Origin of the sequence: Alistipes sp. i18-0019-D1, assembly GCF_042852885.1 — a bacterium.
Lineage (GTDB): Bacteria > Bacteroidota > Bacteroidia > Bacteroidales > Rikenellaceae > Alistipes.
Map to the genome: position 1 here is coordinate 288,801 of NZ_AP031424.1, position 24,881 is coordinate 313,681.

The window sequence follows — 24,881 nt, forward strand, 5'->3', positions numbered from 1 at the left end:
CATATTAAATTAATTCTCCCAAAATAACGATGCGGCTCCAGCCATGGCCGCCTGATCCAGCAGCGCCGACATGCGAATGTCGATTTTCCGGCCTTCATCGGCCAACCGTGCCTCGAAAGCCGGTCCGAAAAGCGGATATGCCCGGGCGATATTACCGCCCAGCACGAGCACATCGCCCCGGAAACGATCGAAAACCGGAAGGATGAATTCGCCCAGCCGCCGGCCATATTCGTCGAAAAGCCGCCGTGCCTCCTTCTCCGTACCGGCACGGTCGGCAATTTCCTTAACCCCGGTAACCTCCCGGCCGGTCAGCGCCCGATAGCGACGGCAAAACCAGCGGGTGGAAAAGGCATCGTCGGCAATCCCGCCCTCGAACGGCAGGTGGTAAACCCATCCATGGACGGGGACTTCGGGCGCATCCGTCAGAAGCCGGCCTGCGGCCACGAATCCGGAGCCGAAGCCCGTTCCCAGCGTCAGGGCCATCACCCGGCCGGCTCCGCTCGCCGCCCCGCAGAAGCACTCTCCGAGAGCGAATGCGGCCGCATCGTTGACATAGCGGCACTCTTCGACGCCCGCGCCTTCCAAACGGGCCAGCAACGACTCCGTAACATCGAGACCGTAAAGCCGGTCGAACTTCCGGACTCCCTGAATAAGAGAAATACCTCGCTCATAATCGAACGGACCCGGAAAGGCCAATCCCACATTACGCACCCGCCCTAATCCGCTCGCACTGATCGCCCGGCGGATATTCCCGGTCCAGGCCGCCAGAACGGCCGAGGCCCCGGCCCCGCAGTCGACAGGAGTCTCCACCACCGGATATTCCGTTCCACCCGGAGCGGCAAGATCGACGACCCGCGAGCATACATGGCTGCCCCCGATATCCACCCCCACGGCATAATTGCAATTCGTGTTCATAATCAACTGCAAAACTTCGTTATAATTTGACCCGGACAAACCGGTTTCCATACGGCTCCACCGCAAGTTGCGAAACAGGCTCCCCGCACCCCTCTTCGACAGCGTTCACCACTTCGAACGGAATCGGCCTGCCGTCTTTTCCCGTCAGGGTCAGCTGTGCCGCAACACCGTTCACCTCCCGGACATTCAGCAGCACGGAACCGTCCGCAGCCGCGGGAGAACACGACGTCATGATCAGGTTCGGATCCCCGATCCGGAAATTCGACCGTTCCCACGACTTTCCGTTCTCCTTGCCGCCCGGAACGACACGGGCATACAACGGCACGCGCCCACCCATTCCGAACCGCAACGCCGCGGAATTGGAGACATCCTCCCCGGAAGTCATGTAATAGCTCCAGCGGAACTCGCCCTCCTGCGAAGCGCGAAAATTCGTGGTCCAGTAATTATTCATCACCCAGGAAAATACATGGGGTTTTTCATAGGTTTTATGAATCTGATAGGGATCGTCGAGCAGGCTTCCGAGCTGGAAAAGCGGAACCTGATCGCATCCCACCAGGAACTGCGCCCTGCCGTTGCGCGCCGCAACCACGTGCTGCACCGTATTCCATCCGGCCGAGGTGCCCGGAATCTGGTTTTCGCCCGGGCTGACCATCCCGCCCGGGACGTCGAACAACAATTCGGCTCCATCCAAACGTAACGGGAAAGCGACATAAATCCCCGACGGTTCGGTTTCCGGAAGACGCCGCATCGAATAGGCCAGTTCGATGCGTTTGGTATGATTATACAACCGGAGTTCCGTCTTGACTCCGGATTTCTCGTCGCAACCGAGCGACTTTCCGACAAAATTGACAGATTGGTAAATCGGCCCGGAGGTTGCGGAAACAAACCGGACATCGGTCAGTCCGGAACGCTTGCAGTGGTCGAAACGGTGGCGTTCCATCTGCTTGCGGTCGTTCTCCAGCGATTCATAAATAAACGCCCCCAACTGCCAGGGCGATTCGGAATCGACCATTTCCAAACCCAGTTCCTTGTCCACCAAGCTGTTTACGGCCCCGGTCCGGGGGTCGAACGCGATACGGTAATAATCGTTCTCAACAATATGGTCGACCATATCAATCCGACCGGATTCAGGCGCCTTCCCCTCGTCCAGGAAGATTTCGTAGGTACGGTAACCCAGCGCCGGAATGTTTTCGGCATAAATGGCATAATAGCGACCCTCGCGGCGCGAACGCACCGGCTGCACGTCCAACGCCTGTCCGCGCTCGTCGACGATTCTGAAAGCCCGGTCGATGGGCACGATCTCGTAATCGATATAGACCTGCACCAGTCCCGAACGTTGCCATCCGAGCGAGTTGAAGAACGTGATCGTCGGACGGGACGAACGCCGCAATTCGGGTTGCAGCAGACCGACGGACGCTTCGTAAAGCATTTGAGCACTCTTCAGTCCCTCCCAGGCATAAGACCCTTTCTGCGCCCACTGTACCTGGCTGTTCTCCGACATCGGGTCGCGAATGCTCTCCGACGCCCCGAACGTATGTTCGTCATAGAACAACAGGTTCTCGTGAATGCGCCGAATCTCCTCTTTGACACCGGCAAACAGTTTCCTGCCCTGAAGCACAGCCATCGAAAGCATACCCTCGATAGTAATCATATCGGACTGGGTACGGCGAGAAACGCCGGTTTCCCGGGCTGCCGACCCGAAACCGTCCGTCCACCAATCGGGATAGGCGGCGCGGTAGACGGGCAGTTTATCGGCATAACGCGACGAGACATCGTCGAGAAACTCCCGGATCAGAGCGCTCCGCAGTTTCGGCCATGCGTATTTTTCATTCCAGGCGCGAATCAGTTCGCACTCCTTGGCGGAAGGGGGCGAGTTGTCCGTAAAATAACCGGAATACTGTACGGAAACGACATCGAAGGGATATTGCTGTCGCTTCAATTTGTCGATATAGGCGAACACCCCTTCGGAGAAAACGCCCATGTCGCCCCGTTCGATTCCCCAGTGGTTGCCGGTATTGTAATGATCGGAACGGTAGGAAATCAGGGATTTGCCCGACGGCGACTCCCATTTGTAGACCGTCGGGCCCTCGAACGGAATGAGCGCCCGGTGGTTATTCGACCCCATGGTCAGGTAACGAACACCCAGATCGGGCAGGTAATCGGCCAGACACCATGCCACACCGTTCACATCGTTCTGCATGGCCGTCGACACGGGAAGACCGTACCGCTTGAACATTCCCACCGGAGCGAGGAAAGTCTTATAGGCATTTTCGCCGGAAAGCTCCGACATGTTGAAAAACATGGCTGTCACCTCGATCTGACCGTTCCGCACATATTTCATAAACTTACGCACCTGCTCCTCCGGACGGATACGCAGCCACTCCTTTACAGCCCATGCAGTTTCGCACGTCCACCGGAATTTCGAGTCGTCGGGGTAACGCTCTGTCATCTCGCAATATTCGACAGCATAGTCGATATACCGGAGATGCTCCGTCAGAATTTCCGTCTGCGGTTTGGTATATCCGATATCGGTATGGGTATGCTGTACCAAATAAATGGTCCATTTATCGACCGTATCCAGCCGGACGGAAACAGAACCCGCAGGCTTGTTCCCGGCTTGCACGGCTACGGTCACCTCCCGTCCCGAGAAACTCTCGGGAATCCCGGCCTCGATTTGGTTCAGACCGCGTTCCAAGCGGATTTTCCCGCCTTTCCGTCCATCATAACCCCACTCCGCCTCACGGGCGGCTCCCCAGTTAGCGATCTGCATGCGCACGGGCTGCAACAACTCCTGCCCCTCGCCGTACATCAGGGCCGGAGAAGATTTCGCCCCGAGCAATTCTACCTTATCGCGCAGTTTCGAGGCCGTTACGGGAGCATCCGCCGTGAGGGTCAGAGCATCCCAGACAACCCAGCTTCCCGAATCGTTCCGGACCGACACCCGGTTTTCCCCGACCTGCAATGTACCTTCCGGCAAAGCCACACTAACGGCCAAATCATGCGAATCAGTGGTCCGATTCTGGAAATAGCTGGAGTTTTTTCCCGCGGGAGTCTGAACTTTCGTCCGGAACCCGTTTACCGTAATTTCCAGCACGGGAGGCGAATAAGGGTGCACCTCCACAAAGTCCAACACCAACCGCGCCCGGGTCTGCGGAGCGATCCGGCCAACCCCGAAACGAACCAGCAGCTCGCCGCTCTGCTTCCCGGCCCATACGTCTTTCGGTCCGGGAAACGCGCAGGGAATTTTCCGGCTGTCGTCCGTGCCGATCTGGCAGATCGTAGTGACGCACGTATAACGCTTCGAAAAATCCGAATACGCAACATCATGCAAAGCAAATTCCCGGCAGAAACCATCCTTCTCCCCAAGCCGCCACACAACGTGGTCCTTCGCAAAAGCGGTAGACAGGCAGCCGGACAGCAGCAGGATGCACAATAAAAAATGTCGGTAGGCAATCTTCATTTTTTAACTATTTTCGTTTTACACTTGAATCTGGATTCGACATTCGCTTTCAATCGCAGGGCGACATCAGCCATACATACACAAATATGTTCAGACAAATATATGGATATAATTTTTCAATAACAAAAAATCAAGGTACAAATTGCGATTATTTTTTTATCATTTGCAGAACCAAATATTATATTGCAGGACAAAATATGCCCTGCAATGACTTGCAAGCAATAAAAAACCGGCCGAAGGAAACTTCGACCGGCCATTATTATGTACATACATTACTGCATCACCGAGACGATTTCAGCAACCGGGAACAGAAAATCAAATAAACGATACACCCCGAAATCACGGCCAGCGATCCGCCCTGGCTACCAATGGCATCCGCAGCAGCCCCCATCAACGGCGGAATCACGGCACCACCGAAAACTCCGGTAATCATCAAACCCGAAATTTCATTTGCTTTGTCAGGGCGAGTGCGCAGGGCAACCGAATAGAGAACCGGAAAAATGCTCGAGCAGGCAAATCCAATCAGACCGACAAGCGACAGGATTGCCACCATTCCCTCCATAAAAAAAAGTCCGATCATAGCGGCAAACGCCAGCAAGATATTGATCCGGTAATAACCGATATCCGACAGCCGCGCCAACAAAACCGACCCGATCAAAGCTCCGGCAGTCCTGCAAAAGAAATAGACGCTCGAACCGTATCCGGCATCCTGCACGGCAAAGCCACAGCGTTCGATCAATAATTTGGGAGCAACGGTATTCATACCGACATCAGTTCCCACAATAAAGACAATGCCCAGAAAAAGCAAGAGAATGGTACGGTTTTTCAGCAGAGCGAATGTTTCTCCGAAGGTGGAAGCCTTCCCTATGACCGAACCTTCGTCAATAGGCGTTACCTGAAGCCAGAGTGCAGACAGAAAGGTAATCCCGGCGAAGATCGGAAACAGATATTGCCAGTTCCCGAACGCCAAAACGGCAAAAGCCGCGATAAAAGGCCCCAAAAACGAAGACACAGCCTTAACAACCTGCCCCGCGGTCAGCGAACTGGTCAGGGCATCGCCCTTGACCACACTGGCCAACAGCGGATTGAGTGCAACCTGGATGATCGTATTGCCGATTCCCAGCAGGGCAAAGGCCGCCATACAGGAGACGAACCCGTAGGACACGAACGGAACGAGCATGCCGACAATCGTTATCACATTGCTGATCTGGACCATCGTCTTCCGCCCCAGACGATTCATCGCCATAGCCGTCGGTACGGAGAGCAGCAAAAACCACAGAAACACCATGGAAGGGATAAACCCGGCCAACGTCTCGCTGAGGCCGAAATCCGCCTTTACGTAACTGGTGGATATGCCCACCACGTCACAAAAACCCATCACGAAAAAGCCGAAAAGCACGGGCAGTACTTTCCCGATCGATTTATTCATCGGAATGATAATTTAATAACAGGATAATAACGGAACGAAATTACTCTTTGGTAAATTCGATGGAATAGGTGAAATTGTCGGCACGGTAATACCCCACGTTGTATTCCACCGGCACGTCATGCACATCGAACACATACCGTTCGCGCACCAGAATGGGATCGCCTTCCTCGATGTCGAGTTTTCGGGCAATATCGGCGTTCGCACTGCGGGCGCTGATCATCTCCCGCGAGGTTTTCACCACAACGCCATAATTTTTTTCCAGCGTCTCATACAACGGCCGGGACATATCCTCGTCCCCGTTAAGGCCGATGCCGGGATTGAAATACGAAATAAAATAGACGAATGCCAAGTCGGTCCGTCCACGCAGGCGCTCCAGGCACAGCAACTTCTGATCTTCCCCCGATTTGAAAAACTCGCAGACCTTCCTGGGCGGCAACTGCCAACTGACATGCAATTCGAAATTCTTGACAGTCATCCCCATGGAATACATCTCTTGCGAAAAACTCAACCAATTGCGCCCGTTACTCATCACGTTCTGAGGCGCGACCGTCGTTCCATACCCTTTCTTGCGGACAAGCAATCCTTCGAAAACCAACTTGTTGATGGCCTGCCGAAGCGTATTGCGCGATATGTTCATCTCACGGGAAAGTTCGACTTCATTGGGCAGCAATTTCCCCTTCCGGTATTCTTCCTGTGAAATCAGCCCCCGCAATAACTCTTCAGCCTGCACATGGAGCGGCTTGGACGACGTGGGATCGAGTTGCAGTTTCATCTTGTTGAACATCTTTCTGTTTATTACAAATATAACAAGAACTCGCAAAAAAACGGCAAAATTTGGATAAATAAAGTAAGTGTTTGGTATTGAGGAGAGTTAAGCCAAATTCTTCTATACCTTTCCAAATCGCTAAAATGCAGGATAATGAAAGGTTAAGAGAAAGATTTGCTACTTATCCGTTGCCTTTTTTAGCCCCGGATAATCCGGCAAAATAACGCTTGACCACCTGCGGTTTTACCGTTCACCATGCAAAGAACCCTATATTTTGCCCGTAAAGATAACCGTTTTTTTCCGTTTTTCATGGAAATACAGGTTATGTTACCGGCATCCGGGGTTTTATTCTTTGTTCCGCTATAATTTTCATAACTGTAAATAACTCTATATCAAGTAATTTTGCAACATAAAAAATAGAGTTATGAAACAGACGGATGTAACGGTTACGTTCTACCTCAAAAAGAGCGAAATGAATGACGAGGGACATTGCCCGGTCATGGCGAAACTTGTTGTCGGCAAATTTTCAGAAGCGGCTTTTAGTGCGAAAATGTCCGTACCCGCTGCACTGTGGGCATCCGGACGTGCCACGGGTAAAAGTAACGCCGCGCGGGAAATCAACCGGCAACTGGACGATTTGCGAGCTTCAGCCATTTCCATTTATGACGAACTGTCAGCCACCCGTGAGAATGTAACGGCTGAAGAAATAAGGAATCTGTTGTTGGGGACGGCTTTCGGGCAGGAAACCCTGTTGGGTTATTTCCGGACGTTCATCGAACATTTCGAAAAACGTGTCGGCGTGAACCGGGAAAAGGGAACAGCGCAATCTTACCGCTATGCTTGTAACTGTGTGGCTGCTTTCATCCAGGAGAAATACAAGTTGTCGGATGTTCCTTTCACGGCCCTGAACCGTTCATTCATCGACAACTATGACCTCTACCTACGCACGGAGCGCCGCTTTGCCCTGGGAACTATCGTGTTGCTTGTCACACGGTTGAACACGATTGTCGGGGAAGCCATCGCGGAAGGGATTATCACTGCCGACCCGTTCGCGGGTTATGAAGCCGAACATCCCGAGCGGGAACAGAAATACCTTACCGCAGCGGAGTTACAACGGCTGATGACCACACCCCTGCACGACCCGAAACTCTACCATATCCGCGACCTGTTCCTCTTCTCCTGCTACACGGGTATCCCTTACGGGGACATGTGCCGCCTGACGACGGAGGATCTGGAAGTGGCCGAGGACGGTGAGGTATGGATCAAGACCGCCCGCAAGAAGACGAAAATCGACTATGAAGTGCCGTTGCTCGACATCCCGTTGCTCATCCTCGACAAGTACCGGGATATGGCCCCGGAAGGAAAACTGCTGCCGATGTACAGCAACAACGAACTCAACCGGACACTGAAACGTATTGCCGCCATTTGCGGAATTGAACGGAAGCTCGTCTTTCACTGCGGACGCCATACCTACGCCACCGAGATCACGCTTTCGCATGGTGTCCCGCTTGAAACCGTCAGTAAAATGCTGGGGCATAGCCGCATTTCCACGACGCAGATTTACGCCAAAGTGACCGATGACAAGATCGACATGGATACCCGGTCTTTAGAGGAAAAGATTGCCGGCCGCTTCTCCGTAGCTATTTAATCTATCATTGACAATCAAATTCACAACGATTATGGAAACGAATAATAAAGAGATAAAACGCCGCAGCACGTTCTCCCTGCTGTTCTACATCAACCGCACGAAAGTCCGCAAGGACGGAACATGTAAATTGTTATGCAAGGTAAGCATCGACGCCAAGTCGGCCCCGATCAATATCAACGCGTTTGTCGATCCATCGCTCTGGAATCCGGAAACCAAAAGGGCGAACGGACGAAGCGAGAACGCCCGAACGGTAAACCTGGCAATAGAGAAACTGACCGAAAAAATCACCGGACATTACCGCCATATTCGTAAAAGCCTCGGTTTCGTGACGGCCGAGCTGGTCAAAAACGCCGTGGAAGGAATCGGGCAGAAACCGTTCACCCTCCTTGCCTTGTTCCGCGAGCATAACGAGGAGTTCCGCAAGCGTGTCGGCGTGGATCGCAAGGAAGAAACCTATGAAAGTTACGAGAACTCCTATAATATTTTAGCCTCCTTCGTGAAAAAAAGGAAGGAAAAGGAGGATGTAGCGTTGCGGAGCCTTGACCGGGAGTTCTACGATGATTTTGAAATATTCCTGCGTACAGATCGTGAAATGAAACCCAAGACAGTACACGAGCATCTTTACCGGTTGAAGAAAATGACCAAGCGGGCTGTCAGTCAGGGTACACTCCGGCGCGACCCTTACGGGAAGCTGCACCCGGAACTGCCCCGGCGCAAGAGCCGCCATTTGAAACTCGAAGACCTCAAAAAACTGATGGAAACTCCCGTCGATAAACCCAACCTCCAGCGGGTGCGGGACTGGTTTCTCTTCGCTACCTTCACGGGGTTGTCCTACGCCGACCTGAAACGCTTGTCCGAAAAAGACATCACGCAGTCGGACGACGGAACGTACTGGATACACATCCGGCGCCAGAAGACCGAAACGCCCTCGGCCATCCGCCTGCTGAACGTGCCGTTGCAGATCATCGAGAAATACCGCCACGAGCGTAAAAGCGACAGGATTTTCAACCTCTATTGCCGGGGGTATCTCATCAAGCTCACCAGAGAACTGGGACGGACATACGGCTTCGACATGACCTTTCACAAGGCGAGGCACAATTTCGGGACACATATCACGCTCTCGTTGGGTGTGCCTATCGAAACTGTCAGCCGCATGATGGGACACAAGAGCATTTCCACCACGCAGATTTACGCCAAAGTGACCGACCGCAAGGTGGACGAGGACATGAAACGTCTGAAAGAACAGACCAAAGGCCGGAAAATAAATCTCTACGAGGAGGACGAACCGGAAACGGCAGATATTATAACGGTAAACGGTTGAACAGTATAACAAAAATTGATAAATTTGTATGACTATGACGACAAGAGAACCTATCAGCATTGAAAACGGGCGGGTGGAAATCCACACGCCGGAGAACCGTGTATGGCTCACGCGCCACCAGATTGCCGACCTGTTCGGAGTCTTCGTTCCTGCCGTGGGGAGCAACATCCGCTCCATACTCAAAAGCGGCATACTCCGTGAGGAGCGGGTTTACCGCCGGGAGCGCAACCGTGACGGCGGTATTGTCGAGCTGTATTCGCTCGAAATGATCGCCGCGCTGGCTTTCCGCTTAAAATCCGGGAATGCAGAAGCCTTCCGACGGTGGCTTGTCCGAAGGGCCACGACGACCGCTGTCGTCTGGCAGCTCCCCGGCATGAACACGATATTGAATTGAAAAAGAAGAACGGCCAACGTTTTGGCCGTTCTTCTTTTATACCCATTCCTGTCCCCCGATACATTTCTTCCGGGAATCTTCCAGGAGTTTCTGTATCTCGGATTCCATGTATAGTACCTTGCCCTGAATCAAATAATAGGGAATGATTCGCGCCGTGCGGTATTCCTGCAATGTACGCCTGCTGATTTTCAGCAGCCGGGACAATTCCTCGTCGGTGACGAACCGCTCTCCCTTGAGTGTCCGGCCTCCGGAGGATTCCAGTTTATCCAGTGCCTTGCCGGCCTTTTCCAAACGCCGGAAGAGATCCGCCACACGCGGATCGTGCTTGTCGATGAAATAATGGCTCATAACGCGGCGGTATTAGGATAGTGCGACGATTGCAGCAGCTTCCCGACATCTTCCGGTTTGTAGAAGATTTTGTGACGGATGCGGCTGAAAGGCAGCAACCCTTTCTCCCGGTAGGTTTGCAGGGTACGTTTCGATATACCCAGCACGTCACAGACATCCTGGTTGTCCAGCCATTTTTTCAAACTCACGTCCTCTTGCCTGCGGCATAACGCCTCGGCTTTTCTTTCAATGGCTTCCACGTGCCCTGCCAGCGCGTCGAAAGCCTTCACGTCCATACTTATTATTTCCATGTTCTGTTTCATTTTTTGTTTCCCGGATGCCCAAAAGTACACAAATGGACAGTATCTTGTTATCAGCCAGTGGCATATGGACGTATCCGTCTTCAAAGTGGCAGCGAGTGGCGCCACGTCCGGCGGAAACGATCCTCCGCCGATACGGGATCGGCACGCTCCGATACGCCAATCGCCCGTGAAAGGAAATGTTCGCGGGCGATTTATCATTCCATGCAGGGTGAGCCGTGAACCGACTTTCTCGAGCGTTCACGGCATATCGTTTTCTCCCCGTTTCTCTCCCATAACCTTTTCCTCTCTTTTTTTCATGCCGCGGAGCGCGGTATGGAAATCTGTTGTCAGTAGCAAAGGTAGTTACGGGGCTCACGCTGCTGCAAGATCGGGCCGCGGGGCGGTTTGCCGCAAAATCTTCCTCTTTCCCTGCGGGCGAGCGTATTTTCCGACAAAATCTTGCAGCAGCTATCCCCGACACCTTTTGATGCTACCGAAACAGATTCCATCCATACCGGCTCCGCTACGGCATAAAAAAAAAGTCAAAGGTTATGAGAAACGAAGAGAAAAATAAATGGAAACAGAAATCCTCCAACCTTCCACTTGGCATAAAGGCAAAGGTCGGGTTGGCGGTAAAGGTCGGGGCGGTGGCTTTGGGCTTCCACGTGTGGGGTATCGACTTTATTTGGGTCGTTTTGGGCTTCACGTTCTGTTATGACATCCTGCGGGGCATTTTCTCCTGCCTTGTTTCTCTCGTGGCTCTAATCGGCTTTTTCTATTTCCTATTCACTCACATCTTCTAAATTATTACAGGTATGACAAAGTACATTTCATTATTCGGAGCGACTACCACGGACACGCAGGTGCAGGTAGTCAAGGAAAACCAGGTTATCATCGGTATCGGTGCGGGTGCGAGCAGAAAGCGTTACGTCGTTTACAAGGTGGAACACACCGCCCGTGGCTACGTGTACCACATGGTCGATACCGAAACAAAGGAAATCAGCCAAACGGACATTCTGCGACCCCTCTCGCAAACATTCGGTATCGGCAGGTACTACGACGACGTGAACCCCGAGTTCATGGACGCTTTCGAGGTGGCTTTGCTCGTGGGGCAGGCGGAAGAGCAAGCCACGGCGCAGGCCATCGCCGCCGCCAAAGAGAAAGCCGAGCATGACCGCATAGCGGAAATAGGAGCGCAGAGGTTACGCCGCATCATGCCCGAAGGGGTGCAGGGCGTAATCATCGCCGAACTCAACGAAACGGAATACACTGACCCCTCTTACGAGTGTTCGACCACCCGAAGCGTGCGTACCGTCATTCTCGGCTTTTCGGCCACCTCCCGCAACGGCTTCGGGGAGTTGAGAAAGGCGGCGGCCAATTTCCCGCAAACGGCGCACCTCTCCGAATACGACCCCAAGAACGAACACCGCTATCCCGTTTTCACGCTCGGCAAAAGTCCGAAATACGGGTGGAGTGTCTGCAAACTGGCCCACTACACCCGTGAAGGGTACATCGACAGGCTGGCATATATCGCAGGAAACGAGGAGAATATATGTCTGCCCGAGCCGAAAGACGAAAAACGGGCGGAACGCACTGAAACGAGCGTGCAAGGCGGGTTTATCATCGTGGACTATTCCGAGAAGGCGATAGCCGTATTCGGGGACACCAAGCCCGTCAAGGACGCCCTTCACGCACTCGGGGGACGCTTCAACGCACGGCTGACGCATGACGGGCAGAAGAGAGCGGGATGGATTTTCCAAAAGACCAAAGAGGACGAGGTGCGACGGCTTCTCGGAAAGGACGAATAAATGTTGAACACGGGGCGGCTCGCCGCCCCACAATACCAAAAAATCATGGCACAAGGAACAGATTATTTCAAACTGACGATACAGAACTATCTCGACGCACGGGCACGGGAGGACGAACTTTTCGCACCCCGATACGCCAACCCGAAAAAGAACATTGACGATTGCTGCACTTTCATCATCAACCAAGTACGGCAGAGCGGTTGCAACGGGTTTGCCGACGAGGAAATATACTCTATGGCACTCCACTATTACGACGAGGAGGACATCGACATCGGCAAACCCGTCAGTTGCAAGGTAGTGGTCAATCACACCGTCGAACTGACCGAGGAGGAAAAAGCCGAGGCACGGCGGAACGCCATACGGAAGGCCGAGAGCGAAGCCTACGCCAAGTTGGCGAAAGCCAAGTCCAAACCCAAGAAAATCGAAGATAACAAACTAATGCCCAGTCTATTTTAGTTATGAAACCGAGAACAAAATTCCAACAGAGCGTCGTGGCGGCAAGCAAACACCTGCCGCCGCTTACCCCCGCACAAATCGAATGGGGGTACAAGAACTGCATCGAGCATATCGGACGCCGCACGCCGAAAGGACTTATCACCTGCACCGAGTGCGGCCACACGTGGCAGAGCGAAAACGGAGAACTCACGGACAATCTGTTAGGGTGCGAGTGTCCGCACTGCCACACCACGCTGAAAGTGGAAACCACCCTGCGCCGCAAGTTCAACGATTACGAGTATTTGTGTATCGTAACCCGCTGCAAGGGTTTTCAAGTCCTGCGCTTCGTCTATATCGAGTGTTGGGCGAAAGTGGGACAGACGCCCGTTTACACCCATATCGAAGCCGTACAGCGGTGGATTGCCCCCGACGGACGCTCCGCAACCTTCGCACGGCTGCGCCCGATGGGCTTCTTCGTTCACGGGTGGAGTTGGTCGAGCGCATTGGAACTGCGGGCGGAGAACGACGGGAAATACAACATCACGCCCACACGCATCTATCCCCGACAACGGCTTATCCCCGAACTGCGCCGAAGCGGCTACGGCAAACAACTCCCCGATGTAACCCCTTTCGACCTTATCCACCTGCTGCTCTCGGAGAACAAGGCCGAAACGCTGCTTAAAGCGGGACAAACGGCACTCGTGCGATTTTTCGCCCGTTCCTCCCGCAATATCGCAGACTATTGGCCGGCCATCCGTATCGCCATCCGTAACGGGTACGCTATCGGGAAACCGACGGAATGGTGCGACTACATCGACCTGCTGCGATTTTTCGGGAAAGACCTGCATAACGCCCATTTCGTGTGTCCCGCAGACCTGCCCGCAGCGCATGACCTCTACATGGCAAAAAAACGGCGGCACATGCAAATGGAACGGCGGCAGGAGGAACGGCGCAAGGCGTTGGAACAGGAAGCCTCGTTTGTCGAAGCCAAAGGGCGGTTTTTCGGAGTGGAGTTTTCCGACGGGGAAATCTGCATCAAGGTATTGGACAGCGTTGAAGCCATACGGCAGGAGGGCGAGGCCATGCACCACTGCGTATTTACCAACGAATACTATCTGAAAGCCGACTCGCTCATACTCTCGGCCACAATCGACGGCAAACATATCGAAACGATAGAGGTGTCCCTAAAACGCATGGAGGTCGTGCAGAGCCGTGGCGTGTGTAACAAGAATACCCCGTACCACGGGCAAATACTGAAACTGATGAAGGGGAACATGTCCCTTATACGGAAACGAATGACAGCATAAAAATCGGGGCGGCGAAAGCCGCCCTACAAAAAAAACATAACAATGAAAATCATCTATAAAAGCTACATGGCACGCCCGCTCAAACCCTTCGGGGAGTGGGATTGGGAAGTTCGGGAAGCAGTCAAGACCGCCCTTGCGCTCGTCGAGGGGAAAAACGGGTTCAGAACCCATTCCGAGATATGGCGAAGGTGTAACCTCGTCATTACCGTGGGACACAACATCTACACCACGAGTATCGAGATACGACCACCCGAGCAGGACGTGATACGCCGCAGGAGCAACTGGCATAACGGCTACGCCTACTACTGCAACGGCGTGTTCTGGGCGAACATGAGCAGGGTTAAAGTGGAACTTGTCTGATTAAAAAATTTCGGGGCGGCATAAGCCGCCCGTAAAAAGCGAGAATATGAAAACGAATGAAGTAAACAAGGAAATCTCCTATGAAACGCTGCTCGTAACCTTCGGCGAGGGTATCGGGCGGCTCAACACCATGTTCGACGACCCGCAGGTGTGGGGCGTTGCCACGCTGAAGCAGTGGATCGACGGGTATGAAACTACGCGCTTCACCGAAATCGATGACCGAACGGCGGTTATCACATCCGAATACAACATGGACAGCGTGAAGGAATGGCTGCAAAAGAACACACCGATTATCAACCTGGAAAAACGATAAAATCATGCGCAAGTACAAATTATTCATCGGCTATCGGCTGCTGGGAGAGTTTTCCGGTATATGGGAAGCCAAAAATTTCGCCGCTGAAAGCGGCATGAGCGGAATTTTCTCGCTCGTGGGAGAAAATTACCGGGACAGTTGGTACGAACCAAAAAAACAGGACAAGAATGGAAACAAAGATTAAAGACATCACGGGAGCGGAAATAACCGTTACCGACTTAAAAGAGGCGGTACGCCAATGCCGGGAGTGCCTCGCAAGTCCCTACCTGATGCCCTCGGGGCATACCGTGGGGGAAAACCATGCCTACATGTTGCGGCAACTGCTCGCCCTGCAAAGGCGGAAACGGGAACACGGCAGGCAACGGCCGTGAAAATACGACGCGAAAAAAATCGGACGACAACCGTCCGATTTTTTTGTTTCCCGTCAATCGACCGCCGTATGGTCGCCCAGCTTCCCGTGCAGTTCACGCCCGATATGTCCGGCAATGCCACGGGGAGAAATTTCAGAGATTGAACCCCACCCGCCATGCGTGTATATGCACGTCTTGAGCGGTTCGGTACGGGAAAGGTAGAACAGATAGCCGTTGCGGAGCAGGATGCCCACGAACACCGAGCCGACCTCGATGTCGGCGATCTCGTCAAAACGTATCTTCCCGTCATTGTATAATACTGCCGTGCCATCCGCATCGGGAATGACGAACAGATCGTCTTCCATGACAATCCCGTGCAACTCGATTAGCGACCCCAGGCATTCACTCGCCGATACCCGGTCGTAATCACCCTTTACCTCATTTGTCGATTTCGTTTCCATATCGCTTTTCTTTAGGTTCAGACAAATACCATACGAAAAAGGCGTGAGAATACGTTAAATACCGGCATTGAGGTACAGCCAAGCACCCATCCACTCGATAGATAATTTCTCCCCACGCCGCTATCGCATACGCTTGACGCATATAGACACGACAATGAAGAAGAGAACTACCCATTATTTTGCGAGCGGATTAAAATTTGGCTGTTTTCAATGCCCCACCATAATGTGTTCCTTCCGTATGTAAATCGCCCGGCGGCACGCCGCCGGAGGATTCGATTGCAAATATAACGATTCTGATTCAAAAAAGTGATATATAAATAGGCTTTTCAAAGGGTATGAGTTATATTTGCATAAACAATGAATCAAATAATAATGGAAGACGATACTTTATCCTTAAAAGAGTTATTATCAATAGATTTAACAAAGGTGCCAGAGCAAGAATCTCTGCAAATTTTGGATAATAATTTTCCTTGTTGTTATATAATAAGAATTGGGGATAGCTTGGAAATAACGCTTGAAGAACATATTTATACTAAATACTGGTTTCACAAATATCATGCTTCTGTATTTGCAGAAGCAATGATAAAAGCAGTTAAACGATTAGCAACAGAGGGGTTTCCCTATTTCAGCGAAGAGTTAGATAATGATGATGATGTACATTTATTTGTAAGATGGGCATTAGCAGAATCTATTCATATACCTAATCAAACACTCATAGATAATATTGAATTGTCATTTAATAAAGTGTACGAAAGGGCTAATAATATGCTGGAAAACTCCGATAGTATTCTCATTTTGGGCAAAGATACAGGAGAAAGTATGGAGCTATTAAAGAGGATACAGACGTATTTAGATAATAAAGGTTTTTATACTTATATTATTAAAGAACAACCAGATCTTTTAGGAGAGAGTGTAATGCAAAAAGTTTTGCGATATGCCCTTTCTTCAAGATTGGTAATAATTGAGAATACAGAACCGAGTGGGCATTTATACGAATTTCCACATATTGTCAAGATGGCAGAAATGCCTACTGTCGTATTACAGCAAAAAGATAAAGGAGCAACGTGGATGTTTGAAGATTTATATCAAAGAATGGCTAATATAAAAAAGATAGAATATACAAATGATAATATGGAGGAACAAGTAGATGCCGGAATAAAATGGGCGTTTGACTATTTAACACAATTTGGTATTTATCAAAAAAACACTATTCCCTGGTTGAAATAAATATAAAGAATATGAGTGAGGAACGAAATTCAAACGATGTAGAGGATAAAATCTCTATTAAAGAAATACATGAAACTTTTTGGCGTTGTAGAGATTTTGAATTATCCCATTTATGGCAAAGATCAATATTTCTTTCAGCTTTCTTGATCTTATGTTTTACGGGATATGGTAGTTTGCTAATAACTATGCTTGAAAAGGCGTCGTTATTTGCATATGCAAATTTGTTAGCATTTTCAATAGGAGTTATAGGAATTATTTTTTCATGTTTATGGATAATGATGGGAAAAGGTTCTAAAGCGTGGTATGAAAGATATGAGAATGCTATTTGTGCTTTTGAGAGAAAATCCCAGTATATGACACCTAAAGCTTCTCATATAGGAGGGTTTCATTACCAAAACATACAAGGATATGAACTTCCTCAAATTCAAAAATCCTTTTTCAAGGGAAATGGAGGCGCCTATTCTCCTTCTAAAATAAACATTGCCATTGGGCAAATCACTTTGTGTTTATGGAGTATTATTGTATTATTTCACGGGGCAGTGGCTATTTGGGGGAAGGATATTATTTCATTAAAGGCATTTACTTATATAATCTTGATAGGAGGAAGTATTGTCATTTTATTATTCTTTTGTGCTGTTTTTTATCGGAAAATATATTGGCTACATAGTAAAACCTTAAATAACGAATAAGCGATAGATTTTTCTATCGCTTATTCATTTTATTTAGGAGATTTTTCTTTTCCCTTTTTTCGCTGATTTAGGAGAAATACGTGTAGACATGATATTTTTCTTCCGCTGCGGCTCTACGATCCGCAGTTTGAGTTTCTCCGCCTTGCGGTCGTAACGCACCTCGCAGCAGTCGATCTCACCCGCAACCGACGTCCACACGTTGTTCACACGCACCGCGCCGCCCGAGTAGAGGGTCTTGTATTGTTCGTATTCGAGCGGCTGCCGCAATTTCGCGTCCACCTGACGGTGGAACGAATAGATATTACGTCCCTTCGCTATCTCGTCGGGAACGTAAACCCGCAACTCGGGATGGGCGGCCTCGGCATAGAGGCACAGATCCGCCGTGCGAAGCTCCCTCGGAACCCACTGGATCATCCTCGGGTCGCCCCGCACGGCCGTATCGGCCACGAGCGGCGTGATGGCCGTGCTGGGAATGTCGTACAGCACCCCCGCATCCTTGCGAACGGCCTCCAACGCCACCTCCTCCGTTACAAGCCGGCGGTTCAGGTGCAGGACACTCATCAACCGGTGTATCTGCTGCGGGTCGTCCTGCTCGCGGAACACCTGCAAGACCAGGGCGGAGTCGCTCAACGCGCTGATAACCGAGAAATCGGTTTTGTCCTTCCCGTAGGTACGCTCGAAAGCCTCCCGGCTCATCTCCGGCGTCCGGGCTTCGCGGGGGACGCCTTTCAGGTTTTGCGGGTTCTCCCGCACCAGGCTCATGTATAGATCCGGGCTTTTCATGCTCTCGGGCAGGTGGGCGATGGCATAGGGACTGCGCCGTATGGCCTCCATGCACAACTCCGGCGTTTTCCACTTCTCGGGGACATATTGCAGGTAGCTCCCGTCGTGCCCGACGGCCCGGCGGCACATCTCCTCGTTCTTGGCGTGGTCGGGAAGGTTGTAGAACAGCTCCGGCTCCAGGGCGAAGATCTCCCGGGCCACCCTCGGCGTGACGTGTGCCGGGTTCATGTGCTGCAAAAAATCGAAGGTCTTATCGTAATTCGTGCAATAGAACCCCAACGCCTTCATGTGTATATCCTCGAAAGGGATATAGCGGAGGACACGCAGGTCGTCGGCACGGGCCAACGCCCGGTTGCAGACCTCTGGCGTGAGCTGTTCGGGGTTGAAAAAGCGGATGGCCAGGGGATCGCGCTCCAGCGCCATCCCGCACAGACGGTCGGTTTTCAGATGCTTCGGAACGTACTCCAGCGCCAGGTAGTTCGAGGACACGGCGGCCTCGCAGACCCGTTCCGTGCGTAATTCCTCCGGCACTTCATGGAGCAGGATGCCGTCCCCGCTGACGGCACGCAGGCAGACTGCCTCCGTGCGCAGTTCCACCGGCACGAGCGAAAGGCAGGACGCGTCCATCCCCACGCCGTGAAGGGCCAGTTCCCCGGTCATGACCTCCGGGGCAATGGAGGCGAAAATCTCGAACTTGTCCACGAACGACATCCCGAATTTTTTCAGCCCTTCCAGGCATATATCGGGATACGGAATGTAAGGGAGTATCTTGTAATCGGCACTGTCCACCGCTTTCAACGCCGCACGGCATATTTGCGGCGTCCTCAATTCCCCGGGAACGACCTCCAGCACCAGGCCGTTGCGCTTCACGGCCGCCATGCACAGTTCGGGGGTCTTCAGCCCCTCCGGAACGTAATACAGCGCGTAGCTGTTGCTATCGACGGCGGCACGGCACATTTTCGGTGTCTTCAGACGGTCAGGGACGAATTTCAGTGTTTCGCCCCGGTGGCCGGCCGCGGCAAGACAAAGTTCCGGCGTTTTCATCGCTTCGGGAACGAACTCGATGTTGAAAGCCGATTTCTTGATGGCGAAACGGCAGACCTCCGCCGTTTTCCGATCCTCGGGCAGCGTCTCGAAAAGGTTCTCACGCCACGGGTTCTCGTACACCCCCGTATCGAGATAGGCTATATCTATTCTCTCTTGCTCTGTCATGGTTTTCAGTATTTATGGAAAGCGCCCGGGTGACGGGCGCTTCTCTTGGTTAGACATATTCCGTTATCGTTCCGTTTCCTCCGTCCCGTTCTCGCTCTGGAACGTGAAGGAGGTCTTCACGACCTGACCCGTGTTGTCCTCGACATAGACGTCGATGGTCTGCTGGTCATCGCTGCGCGATGTGTAATAGAGGCGGAACACCTCACGGTCGAGCGGATAGCGGTCGTTGGGCAGGAACACCGTACCGTCGTCCATCCTCAACTCACCGCGCCCGTCGGGCTGGAAATAGCGGATCGTGTAACGCGCGCCGTCATATCTCCCCTCCCGCACGAGCGTGCAGCGGATTTCAGCGGTTTCACCAACGGAGATTCGCTTCTGAACGGGCATCGTTTCCAGAGAGAACGTGTACGCCTGCTGTATATCCAGCCCGTTGTCGCAGGATGCGCATAAAAGACCCAGGGCGGCGATCCAGACCGCCAGGGCCAATATCTTTTTCATCTTTTTCATGTCGCTTGCAAGTTTAATGGATTATGAATTTCACGCCCAGGCCGAACTGCGCGTGGAAATGTCCCGTTGTAGTGCCCCATAGGATACGCTCACGCCCCGTCAGCGAGAGGATAATCCTGTCGGTCAGGTACGCATCGACCTCCAGCGTGACGGCCCCGCCATAGAGGAAACGGTCGCGGTGGCGGAGCGTAGAGCCGTCATAGAGCCGCCTCTCGCCCCGGTTCACACTCTCGTAACCGGCCAGCGCCGAGCCGCCGAGGTAGAAGAAAAAAGTCCTGGACGGGTCGGCGAGGAACTTGTAATAGTAACCGCCCTCGGCCGTGAACTGCGCCACCGGGATACGTTCCGACTTGTAGGGGTAATAACGGTTCAGGAACTCCGCGCCGAACACCCACTTGTCGGCATTCTTCGCGTAGTGGCTCATGGCCAGCCCGAACCAGTAGCCCGTTTCGCTGCGGCTGTCCCGGGTATAGAAGCCGTCGGTCATGCCTCCCCGTATTTCCAGCCCGCGCATGGCGGGCAGGGCACGCTGGGCGTGCGCCCCGTCCGAAAGGAGGAGGCATAACCCCAGCGTGAGAATGAATATCGCCCGTTTCATATCACTTTACCTTTAACTCGTTGATAACACGTGCGCGCACCAGGTCGGCATTCTCCACCGTGAAAGTCTGGTGTCGCCCGCCCTGCTGCTCGTGCAGTTCCACGACCAGCTGCTTGTCGTCGGCCAGCGTGAACTTCGGGAGCGTGAAGACCATGCGCTCGGTACGCTTGCCGCCGATGACCTGCACGTTGTTGTACGCACGCACGGGCCATACGACCTGCTCCTGGATGGCCGTGCGTTTGGCCACCTTCTTGTCCGTAATCTTGAACGTCAGGTAGTCCACGTTGAAAGGCACGTTGGAGGAGTTTTTCAGTTGGAGGTGGAAATAAAGCAGGTCGTTATGCACGTAGATACCTTTGAGGAGGTATTGTACCCCGAAACGCTTGCAACCGATATGCTTGATCTCGCGGCGGTCATTCTTGTAAATGGACTGCATGATCAGTTTGACCAGCAGCGGAGATTCGCATCCCAACTCCTGCAAATAGATGTCCAGCGCGTTATTGGGGCGGTTTACCGCCTCCCCGTCATGCAGGAAGTCCGCCATCTCGACCGACAGTTTCACCGGCTCGTCGGCATACTTGACATTGAAGCTGTAATAGGCCCCGTCCTCGGTAATGACCGAAAGGTTGCTCTCGCGCGAGAAATCACGCAGGGCCGCCTTTACACGCAGCACGTTTTCCGTGCCGTCGGCTTTCGCCGCCAGAAGATCCGAAGACCCCAGATCGACGTAACGGATGGCCGAGGGGAAAATCACATGCACGGTCTTGCTGAACGTCACCTCCAGCGCGTAGGGCGGGATAACCCGGTTGAAAGTCAGCGGACGGGTAAGACCGTCGTACAAATCGCCCGTGGAGGGCTTTTCCTGCGCGTGGGCAGCGAACATGCACCCGATAAAAGCGAGTGCCAGAAGAATCTTTTTCATACTCGATAAATTTTTGATTGTTGATAAAAATGGATTTTTTCAGTGGTGTACGGAAGTACGTCGTTTGTACCCTTATTGAAGGGGCGGGAGTAGCAGGACGCTGTAACCGGCCTTGAGCGTGACCTTGACCGAGCGCATCTTCTTGCTCACGTATTGCGACACGCCCTGGATGGCGCTGCGCCCCAGGTCGGAGAGCAGTTGCGAACCGGCATCGTCCGTGATCGTGATACTGCTGCCCATGCCCGCGCCCATATTGGCGGCGATCTCCTTCACGGCATTGAGTTCTTCCGACCCCGGCACGGGAATACCCTCGTTGCCGTTCGTGTCATAGACCGACAGATCGACCGGAACGACCGCCCCGCCGTGCTGGACAGCGCTGACCTTGACCGTCAGCCGTTCGCCGTTGATCCTCGCCGCCCCCGTTACGGGCGTACCCGAGGGGATGAGCAGATCTCCCGCCATCATCGGTTCCAGCAGCCGGAAAGTAACCTCCCCGCCATCGGTGAGCGTCACGGTTTGCTGCACGGCGGCACGGATACTGTTGCGCTCGGGCTCGCGAAGGTCGCTCCCCACCGTGTTGAACCCCCAGTTCCGGGGCTTGACGAACTCACGGGCGAAGACCGAATCGGGCAGCGGGGCGGCGAGCAGCGACACGATGTTACGGCGCACCTGGCGCACGGGCTGCACGGAAGCCTTGCCGGAAACGGAGGTCTTCTGACGCGGGGCTTCAGGGGCCTGACCGCCATTCATATAGCGGGCGGCGATCTCGTAGGACTTCTCCAGCAGCGCCACCTGCTCCTCCTGGGCCGTTTTCTGCGCCTGCTGTTCTTCCAGGCGGCGTTCCAGTTCCTCGATGCGGGCCTGCATCTCGCGCTCTTCCCCCGTTTCACCGGCGGTCTCCTCGTAGAAACTGCCTAACTGGCGGTTGATGTCGGCATAGGCGGCACGGGAAGTCCGGAAAGCTCCCGACGAACCGCCGGCAGGGCCGGAAGACTTATCCGGCACGGCAGCGGGCATGACGGGCTCTTCCTCCTCGTCCTCCATCCCGAACGCGAAATCCTGCAAGGAGCGCATCTTTTCCCGCTCCCTGCGCCGCATCTCCTCCTGCACGTAGGCATCACGCTTGTCCGAGAGGATACCCTCCGATTCCGGGGTCGGCAGCTCCGTGTTGAAACCCGCCGAAGGCTCCTCCCGTTCTTTTTCGCCGGGGGAGAAGATCAGCCACATGCACCCGGCAAAGGCCAGGAAAAAGAGCGGGAAGACCACCATCTTCTTCCGCATCTGTATCTGCCGGGGCGTGAGTTCCTTTTTCCCCGCCTCCGGCTGTTTATTCTGTTTTTCGTTCGTCGTCATAATTGAAATCTTTTAGATGTTTTACACTGTCGGCCTCCTGCCGTTGTCTTAATTCCAGTTCCAGCCGCTCGATATGCCGTATCTGCATCCGTTCCCCGGCTCCCTTGCCGAAGCGGTAGATGGAAGACACGGTAAAGTAGAGCGACAAGACGGAAAAGAACAAGAGCAGCGTGAGGATCACGATAATCCGCTTATCGGGCGAGAGCGCCCCGCAAGCGCGGCGCAGGTGGTCTTCGACCCACTCCCCGAAAGCCTTTATTCTCTTCTTTGCCATAGCCTTATCTTTTTAATGTACGTAAATCGCGGTTCTCCAGAATCTCGAATTTCTCCATGATGAAACCCTGCGGGTTATTGTCCGAACGCCCCGAGTTGATCAGCTCGCAGCGCGTGACCAGCGAACGCTCGGTGATGTTGCTCTCGCGGACAATCATTTGCCGGGCATAGGTCATGGCCCGGTAGGGATAGGCGTTGAAGTCGCACACCACGGAGTCCACCTCGATACGCTGGCTGATGTTCCCCGACACCACACGGTTGTAGTAACCTTTCTCCTGCATGTCCTGGTAATAGGCGAAGGCGCTCTTATCGACCAGGAACAGCGCGCGGTTGATGTTGCTCTCGATGGCCGCACGGTCGGGCGAGAGGGTGAAGAACAACTCGTGAAAACGCCGGATATGTTCGCGCGCCTCCACGGGGCGGTTCTGGCTCAAATCCTGCGAGAGCGCCAGCATCAGCGACTTGCCCCCGTCCAGGACGTAGATCTTCTCGCGCTGCTTTTCGGCGAAACGGAAGCTCGCGACCACGCTGAACACGGATACCAGCGCGCACAGGCAGAGGAACACGATACCGAAAAGCCGAATCTGCCTGAAACTTGTTTCGATGTTTTTTAATGACTTGAATTCCATTGTCCAAATTGTTATGAATGATTATTGTTACCTTGTGTTGCCAGGTTGCGCCCGTTGGGGGCACTGCCCGAAGCCGGGCCACCGCCGCCGTTACCGGAGGAGGAACCGCCACCGCCGCGACGCCCGAACGTGCGGCCGATCATGTTGCCGGCGATACCGCCCGCGACACCCGTGGCGAATGCCCCGGCCTTGTTGATACCGCCCATAGCCCCGCCGGCTCCGCCCGACTGGATCACCCACTCGGCAACGGTGGGGATCGTGAAATAGCCTATGATACCTATAATCAAAAAGATAATATAGACACCGCTGCCGCTGTCGGGAATGTAGTTGGGGTCTTGCAGGGCCAGGACGTCCGCCTGGAGCATCAACGTCTGGATCTTGGCCAGCACCGCGGAGAACAGGTCGGCGATGGGAAGCCAAAGGTACACGCTGATATAGCGGGAAATCCAGCTCGCGAGCGTCGAGTGGAAGCCATCGTAAATGGAGAGGGCGAACGACAAGGGCCCCAGAATCGACAGCACGACTAAAAAGAATGTCCGCAGCGTGTCGATGGTAAGCCCCGCGGCGTTGAACAACAACTCGAAAAAGTCCCGGACAAGCTGCCGGAAACCGGCCTTGATGTCGTACCACGTGCGTTCGGCCCACATGCTGATAATCTCGCCCAAGTCCGTGATACCCATATCCGCAAGCCGTTGTTCATACACCTCGTCGTCCACTAACCAAGCCTTGCCCTCGCGCCTGCGGGCCTCGGCTTCCAAATCGTCCTTCTGTTGCTGGTATGCCTGCAAATCCAACGTCTGCCCCTCCAGTATGGCGTGCGTGCCCTGCACCACGGGCGACATCACGGCGTTGATCGTCCCCAGAACCACGGTGGGAAAGAACATCACGCACAAGCCGATGGCGAAAGGCCGCAGGAGCGGGAACACGTCGATAGGCTCCGCGCTGGCCAGTGCCTTCCATACCCGGTAAGCCACGTAAAAGAGCGCACCCAGGCCGGCGATACCTTTCGCCACCCCGATCATGTCGCCGCATAGCGGCATCATCTCCTGATACAGGTTCCGGAGAACCTGGTGTAAATTGTCGAAATCCATG

General features: G+C 53.3%; 28 protein-coding genes. 13 read left to right on the plus strand and 15 right to left on the minus strand.

Annotation, left to right across the window (positions count from 1 at the left end):
- Positions 1-9: 9 nt before the first annotated feature.
- The 4 genes from ACGHP5_RS01125 to ACGHP5_RS01140 all read right to left on the minus strand — a co-directional run bounded on the left by ACGHP5_RS01125 (position 10) and on the right by ACGHP5_RS01140 (position 6,570).
- On the minus strand, positions 10-915 hold the full coding sequence (locus tag ACGHP5_RS01125; protein ID WP_390567876.1) for an ROK family protein: 906 nt from the start codon (positions 913-915) through the stop codon (positions 10-12).
- Between the two features lie 19 nt (positions 916-934).
- Entirely contained in the window at positions 935-4,375 is a 3,441-nt protein-coding gene (locus tag ACGHP5_RS01130) for a glycoside hydrolase family 38 C-terminal domain-containing protein (RefSeq protein ID WP_390567877.1), read from the minus strand.
- Positions 4,376-4,655: 280 nt separating this feature from the next.
- Complete coding sequence (locus ACGHP5_RS01135) at positions 4,656-5,804, minus strand: MFS transporter (protein WP_390567878.1); 1,149 nt, start codon at positions 5,802-5,804, stop codon at positions 4,656-4,658.
- Positions 5,805-5,844: 40 nt separating this feature from the next.
- Positions 5,845-6,570, minus strand: coding sequence for a GntR family transcriptional regulator (locus ACGHP5_RS01140; RefSeq protein ID WP_290531854.1), 726 nt, complete (start codon positions 6,568-6,570; stop codon positions 5,845-5,847).
- Positions 6,571-6,994: 424 nt separating this feature from the next.
- On the opposite strand from ACGHP5_RS01140, the gene ACGHP5_RS01145 reads away from it, so the two are divergent.
- Genes ACGHP5_RS01145 through ACGHP5_RS01155 form a run of 3 tightly spaced genes read left to right on the plus strand, consistent with a single transcriptional unit; the run spans position 6,995 to position 9,933 of the window.
- Positions 6,995-8,218, plus strand: a complete 1,224-nt coding sequence (locus tag ACGHP5_RS01145; protein WP_004303751.1) for a site-specific integrase — start codon at positions 6,995-6,997, stop codon at positions 8,216-8,218.
- A gap of 31 nt (positions 8,219-8,249) precedes the next feature.
- Positions 8,250-9,539: a site-specific integrase gene (locus ACGHP5_RS01150; protein ID WP_004295428.1), complete on the plus strand. Its 1,290-nt coding sequence runs from the start codon at positions 8,250-8,252 to the stop codon at positions 9,537-9,539.
- 28 nt (positions 9,540-9,567) lie between these two features.
- A complete protein-coding gene (locus ACGHP5_RS01155; RefSeq protein WP_007559043.1) occupies positions 9,568-9,933 on the plus strand; it encodes a hypothetical protein in 366 nt (121 codons plus the stop codon).
- 36 nt (positions 9,934-9,969) lie between these two features.
- Here the strand turns inward: ACGHP5_RS01155 and ACGHP5_RS01160 are convergent, their stop codons facing one another.
- Together ACGHP5_RS01160 and ACGHP5_RS01165 are read right to left on the minus strand one after the other, a co-directional pair.
- Entirely contained in the window at positions 9,970-10,281 is a 312-nt protein-coding gene (locus ACGHP5_RS01160) for a helix-turn-helix domain-containing protein (protein ID WP_007662685.1), read from the minus strand.
- Entirely contained in the window at positions 10,278-10,571 is a 294-nt protein-coding gene (locus ACGHP5_RS01165) for a helix-turn-helix domain-containing protein (protein ID WP_004319131.1), read from the minus strand. Before ACGHP5_RS01165 ends, ACGHP5_RS01160 begins: the two co-directional genes overlap by 4 nt.
- Before the next feature lie 542 nt (positions 10,572-11,113).
- Between ACGHP5_RS01165 and ACGHP5_RS01170 the strand changes: the two genes are divergently transcribed.
- Genes ACGHP5_RS01170 through ACGHP5_RS01205 form a run of 8 tightly spaced genes read left to right on the plus strand, consistent with a single transcriptional unit; the run spans position 11,114 to position 15,156 of the window.
- A complete protein-coding gene (locus tag ACGHP5_RS01170; protein ID WP_004319132.1) occupies positions 11,114-11,365 on the plus strand; it encodes a hypothetical protein in 252 nt (83 codons plus the stop codon).
- A gap of 12 nt (positions 11,366-11,377) precedes the next feature.
- Entirely contained in the window at positions 11,378-12,370 is a 993-nt protein-coding gene (locus tag ACGHP5_RS01175; RefSeq protein ID WP_016212899.1) for a hypothetical protein, read from the plus strand.
- A 45-nt stretch (positions 12,371-12,415) separates the two neighbouring features.
- Positions 12,416-12,826 carry a PcfK-like family protein gene (locus ACGHP5_RS01180; RefSeq protein WP_009132163.1) on the plus strand — a complete coding sequence of 137 codons (411 nt, stop codon included), beginning with the start codon at positions 12,416-12,418 and terminating at the stop codon, positions 12,824-12,826.
- Positions 12,827-12,828: 2 nt separating this feature from the next.
- Complete coding sequence (locus tag ACGHP5_RS01185; RefSeq protein ID WP_118423545.1) at positions 12,829-14,112, plus strand: PcfJ domain-containing protein; 1,284 nt, start codon at positions 12,829-12,831, stop codon at positions 14,110-14,112.
- Between the two features lie 42 nt (positions 14,113-14,154).
- The gene (locus ACGHP5_RS01190) at positions 14,155-14,472 is read left to right on the plus strand and encodes a hypothetical protein (RefSeq protein ID WP_106624300.1); all 318 of its coding nucleotides are present in this window, start codon (positions 14,155-14,157) and stop codon (positions 14,470-14,472) included.
- 46 nt (positions 14,473-14,518) lie between these two features.
- Positions 14,519-14,785: a DUF6956 domain-containing protein gene (locus ACGHP5_RS01195; RefSeq protein WP_004295438.1), complete on the plus strand. Its 267-nt coding sequence runs from the start codon at positions 14,519-14,521 to the stop codon at positions 14,783-14,785.
- Positions 14,786-14,789: 4 nt separating this feature from the next.
- The gene (locus tag ACGHP5_RS01200; RefSeq protein WP_004295439.1) at positions 14,790-14,969 is read left to right on the plus strand and encodes a hypothetical protein; all 180 of its coding nucleotides are present in this window, start codon (positions 14,790-14,792) and stop codon (positions 14,967-14,969) included.
- Positions 14,953-15,156: a hypothetical protein gene (locus tag ACGHP5_RS01205; RefSeq protein ID WP_004295440.1), complete on the plus strand. Its 204-nt coding sequence runs from the start codon at positions 14,953-14,955 to the stop codon at positions 15,154-15,156. Before ACGHP5_RS01200 ends, ACGHP5_RS01205 begins: the two co-directional genes overlap by 17 nt.
- A 53-nt stretch (positions 15,157-15,209) precedes the next feature.
- Here ACGHP5_RS01205 and ACGHP5_RS01210 read toward each other — a convergent pair whose 3' ends face one another.
- Complete coding sequence (locus tag ACGHP5_RS01210) at positions 15,210-15,596, minus strand: hypothetical protein (protein WP_004295441.1); 387 nt, start codon at positions 15,594-15,596, stop codon at positions 15,210-15,212.
- Positions 15,597-15,953: 357 nt separating this feature from the next.
- On the opposite strand from ACGHP5_RS01210, the gene ACGHP5_RS01215 reads away from it, so the two are divergent.
- Both ACGHP5_RS01215 and ACGHP5_RS01220 read left to right on the plus strand, forming a co-directional pair.
- On the plus strand, positions 15,954-16,823 hold the full coding sequence (locus tag ACGHP5_RS01215) for a hypothetical protein (protein ID WP_118058793.1): 870 nt from the start codon (positions 15,954-15,956) through the stop codon (positions 16,821-16,823).
- Between the two features lie 11 nt (positions 16,824-16,834).
- Positions 16,835-17,512: a hypothetical protein gene (locus ACGHP5_RS01220; RefSeq protein ID WP_007851767.1), complete on the plus strand. Its 678-nt coding sequence runs from the start codon at positions 16,835-16,837 to the stop codon at positions 17,510-17,512.
- Positions 17,513-17,545: 33 nt separating this feature from the next.
- On the opposite strand, the gene ACGHP5_RS01225 is transcribed toward ACGHP5_RS01220, so the two are convergent.
- From ACGHP5_RS01225 to traJ, 8 genes are all read right to left on the minus strand, one after another.
- Positions 17,546-19,507 carry a DUF4116 domain-containing protein gene (locus tag ACGHP5_RS01225; protein ID WP_007851769.1) on the minus strand — a complete coding sequence of 654 codons (1,962 nt, stop codon included), beginning with the start codon at positions 19,505-19,507 and terminating at the stop codon, positions 17,546-17,548.
- Between the two features lie 63 nt (positions 19,508-19,570).
- Positions 19,571-20,014 carry a DUF3872 domain-containing protein gene (locus ACGHP5_RS01230; protein ID WP_004295445.1) on the minus strand — a complete coding sequence of 148 codons (444 nt, stop codon included), beginning with the start codon at positions 20,012-20,014 and terminating at the stop codon, positions 19,571-19,573.
- Between the two features lie 13 nt (positions 20,015-20,027).
- Positions 20,028-20,612 carry a conjugal transfer protein TraO gene (locus ACGHP5_RS01235; RefSeq protein ID WP_007851771.1) on the minus strand — a complete coding sequence of 195 codons (585 nt, stop codon included), beginning with the start codon at positions 20,610-20,612 and terminating at the stop codon, positions 20,028-20,030.
- 1 nt (position 20,613) lies between these two features.
- Positions 20,614-21,534 (minus strand): conjugative transposon protein TraN, encoded by a 921-nt coding sequence (traN, locus tag ACGHP5_RS01240; RefSeq protein ID WP_004303795.1) that lies wholly within the window; start codon positions 21,532-21,534, stop codon positions 20,614-20,616.
- Between the two features lie 72 nt (positions 21,535-21,606).
- The gene (gene traM / locus ACGHP5_RS01245; protein ID WP_007851773.1) at positions 21,607-22,887 is read right to left on the minus strand and encodes a conjugative transposon protein TraM; all 1,281 of its coding nucleotides are present in this window, start codon (positions 22,885-22,887) and stop codon (positions 21,607-21,609) included.
- A complete protein-coding gene (locus ACGHP5_RS01250) occupies positions 22,862-23,161 on the minus strand; it encodes a TraL conjugative transposon family protein (RefSeq protein ID WP_004295449.1) in 300 nt (99 codons plus the stop codon). Before ACGHP5_RS01250 ends, traM begins: the two co-directional genes overlap by 26 nt.
- 4 nt (positions 23,162-23,165) lie before the next feature.
- Positions 23,166-23,789 carry a conjugative transposon protein TraK gene (traK, locus tag ACGHP5_RS01255; protein ID WP_004295450.1) on the minus strand — a complete coding sequence of 208 codons (624 nt, stop codon included), beginning with the start codon at positions 23,787-23,789 and terminating at the stop codon, positions 23,166-23,168.
- Between the two features lie 11 nt (positions 23,790-23,800).
- A complete protein-coding gene (gene traJ, locus ACGHP5_RS01260; RefSeq protein WP_007851775.1) occupies positions 23,801-24,880 on the minus strand; it encodes a conjugative transposon protein TraJ in 1,080 nt (359 codons plus the stop codon).
- Position 24,881: the final 1 nt, after the last annotated feature.

Excerpts from the sequence above, each read along its gene's own strand:
- ACGHP5_RS01125 (WP_390567876.1), bottom strand. The coding sequence starts at position 915 with ATGAACACGAATTGCAATTATGCCGTGGGGGTGGATATCGGGGGCAGC.
- ACGHP5_RS01130 (WP_390567877.1), bottom strand. The coding sequence starts at position 4,375 with ATGAAGATTGCCTACCGACATTTTTTATTGTGCATCCTGCTGCTGTCC.
- ACGHP5_RS01135 (WP_390567878.1), bottom strand. The coding sequence starts at position 5,804 with ATGAATAAATCGATCGGGAAAGTACTGCCCGTGCTTTTCGGCTTTTTC.
- ACGHP5_RS01145 (WP_004303751.1), top strand. The coding sequence starts at position 6,995 with ATGAAACAGACGGATGTAACGGTTACGTTCTACCTCAAAAAGAGCGAA.
- ACGHP5_RS01150 (WP_004295428.1), top strand. The coding sequence starts at position 8,250 with ATGGAAACGAATAATAAAGAGATAAAACGCCGCAGCACGTTCTCCCTG.
- ACGHP5_RS01155 (WP_007559043.1), top strand. The coding sequence starts at position 9,568 with ATGACTATGACGACAAGAGAACCTATCAGCATTGAAAACGGGCGGGTG.
- ACGHP5_RS01160 (WP_007662685.1), bottom strand. The coding sequence starts at position 10,281 with ATGAGCCATTATTTCATCGACAAGCACGATCCGCGTGTGGCGGATCTC.
- ACGHP5_RS01165 (WP_004319131.1), bottom strand. The coding sequence starts at position 10,571 with ATGGAAATAATAAGTATGGACGTGAAGGCTTTCGACGCGCTGGCAGGG.
- ACGHP5_RS01170 (WP_004319132.1), top strand. The coding sequence starts at position 11,114 with ATGAGAAACGAAGAGAAAAATAAATGGAAACAGAAATCCTCCAACCTT.
- ACGHP5_RS01175 (WP_016212899.1), top strand. The coding sequence starts at position 11,378 with ATGACAAAGTACATTTCATTATTCGGAGCGACTACCACGGACACGCAG.
- ACGHP5_RS01180 (WP_009132163.1), top strand. The coding sequence starts at position 12,416 with ATGGCACAAGGAACAGATTATTTCAAACTGACGATACAGAACTATCTC.
- ACGHP5_RS01185 (WP_118423545.1), top strand. The coding sequence starts at position 12,829 with ATGAAACCGAGAACAAAATTCCAACAGAGCGTCGTGGCGGCAAGCAAA.
- ACGHP5_RS01190 (WP_106624300.1), top strand. The coding sequence starts at position 14,155 with ATGAAAATCATCTATAAAAGCTACATGGCACGCCCGCTCAAACCCTTC.
- ACGHP5_RS01195 (WP_004295438.1), top strand. The coding sequence starts at position 14,519 with ATGAAAACGAATGAAGTAAACAAGGAAATCTCCTATGAAACGCTGCTC.
- ACGHP5_RS01200 (WP_004295439.1), top strand. The coding sequence starts at position 14,790 with ATGCGCAAGTACAAATTATTCATCGGCTATCGGCTGCTGGGAGAGTTT.
- ACGHP5_RS01205 (WP_004295440.1), top strand. The coding sequence starts at position 14,953 with ATGGAAACAAAGATTAAAGACATCACGGGAGCGGAAATAACCGTTACC.
- ACGHP5_RS01210 (WP_004295441.1), bottom strand. The coding sequence starts at position 15,596 with ATGGAAACGAAATCGACAAATGAGGTAAAGGGTGATTACGACCGGGTA.
- ACGHP5_RS01215 (WP_118058793.1), top strand. The coding sequence starts at position 15,954 with ATGAATCAAATAATAATGGAAGACGATACTTTATCCTTAAAAGAGTTA.
- ACGHP5_RS01220 (WP_007851767.1), top strand. The coding sequence starts at position 16,835 with ATGAGTGAGGAACGAAATTCAAACGATGTAGAGGATAAAATCTCTATT.
- ACGHP5_RS01225 (WP_007851769.1), bottom strand. The coding sequence starts at position 19,507 with ATGACAGAGCAAGAGAGAATAGATATAGCCTATCTCGATACGGGGGTG.
- ACGHP5_RS01230 (WP_004295445.1), bottom strand. The coding sequence starts at position 20,014 with ATGAAAAAGATGAAAAAGATATTGGCCCTGGCGGTCTGGATCGCCGCC.
- ACGHP5_RS01235 (WP_007851771.1), bottom strand. The coding sequence starts at position 20,612 with ATGAAACGGGCGATATTCATTCTCACGCTGGGGTTATGCCTCCTCCTT.
- traN (WP_004303795.1), bottom strand. The coding sequence starts at position 21,534 with ATGAAAAAGATTCTTCTGGCACTCGCTTTTATCGGGTGCATGTTCGCT.
- traM (WP_007851773.1), bottom strand. The coding sequence starts at position 22,887 with ATGACGACGAACGAAAAACAGAATAAACAGCCGGAGGCGGGGAAAAAG.
- ACGHP5_RS01250 (WP_004295449.1), bottom strand. The coding sequence starts at position 23,161 with ATGGCAAAGAAGAGAATAAAGGCTTTCGGGGAGTGGGTCGAAGACCAC.
- traK (WP_004295450.1), bottom strand. The coding sequence starts at position 23,789 with ATGGAATTCAAGTCATTAAAAAACATCGAAACAAGTTTCAGGCAGATT.
- traJ (WP_007851775.1), bottom strand. The coding sequence starts at position 24,880 with ATGGATTTCGACAATTTACACCAGGTTCTCCGGAACCTGTATCAGGAG.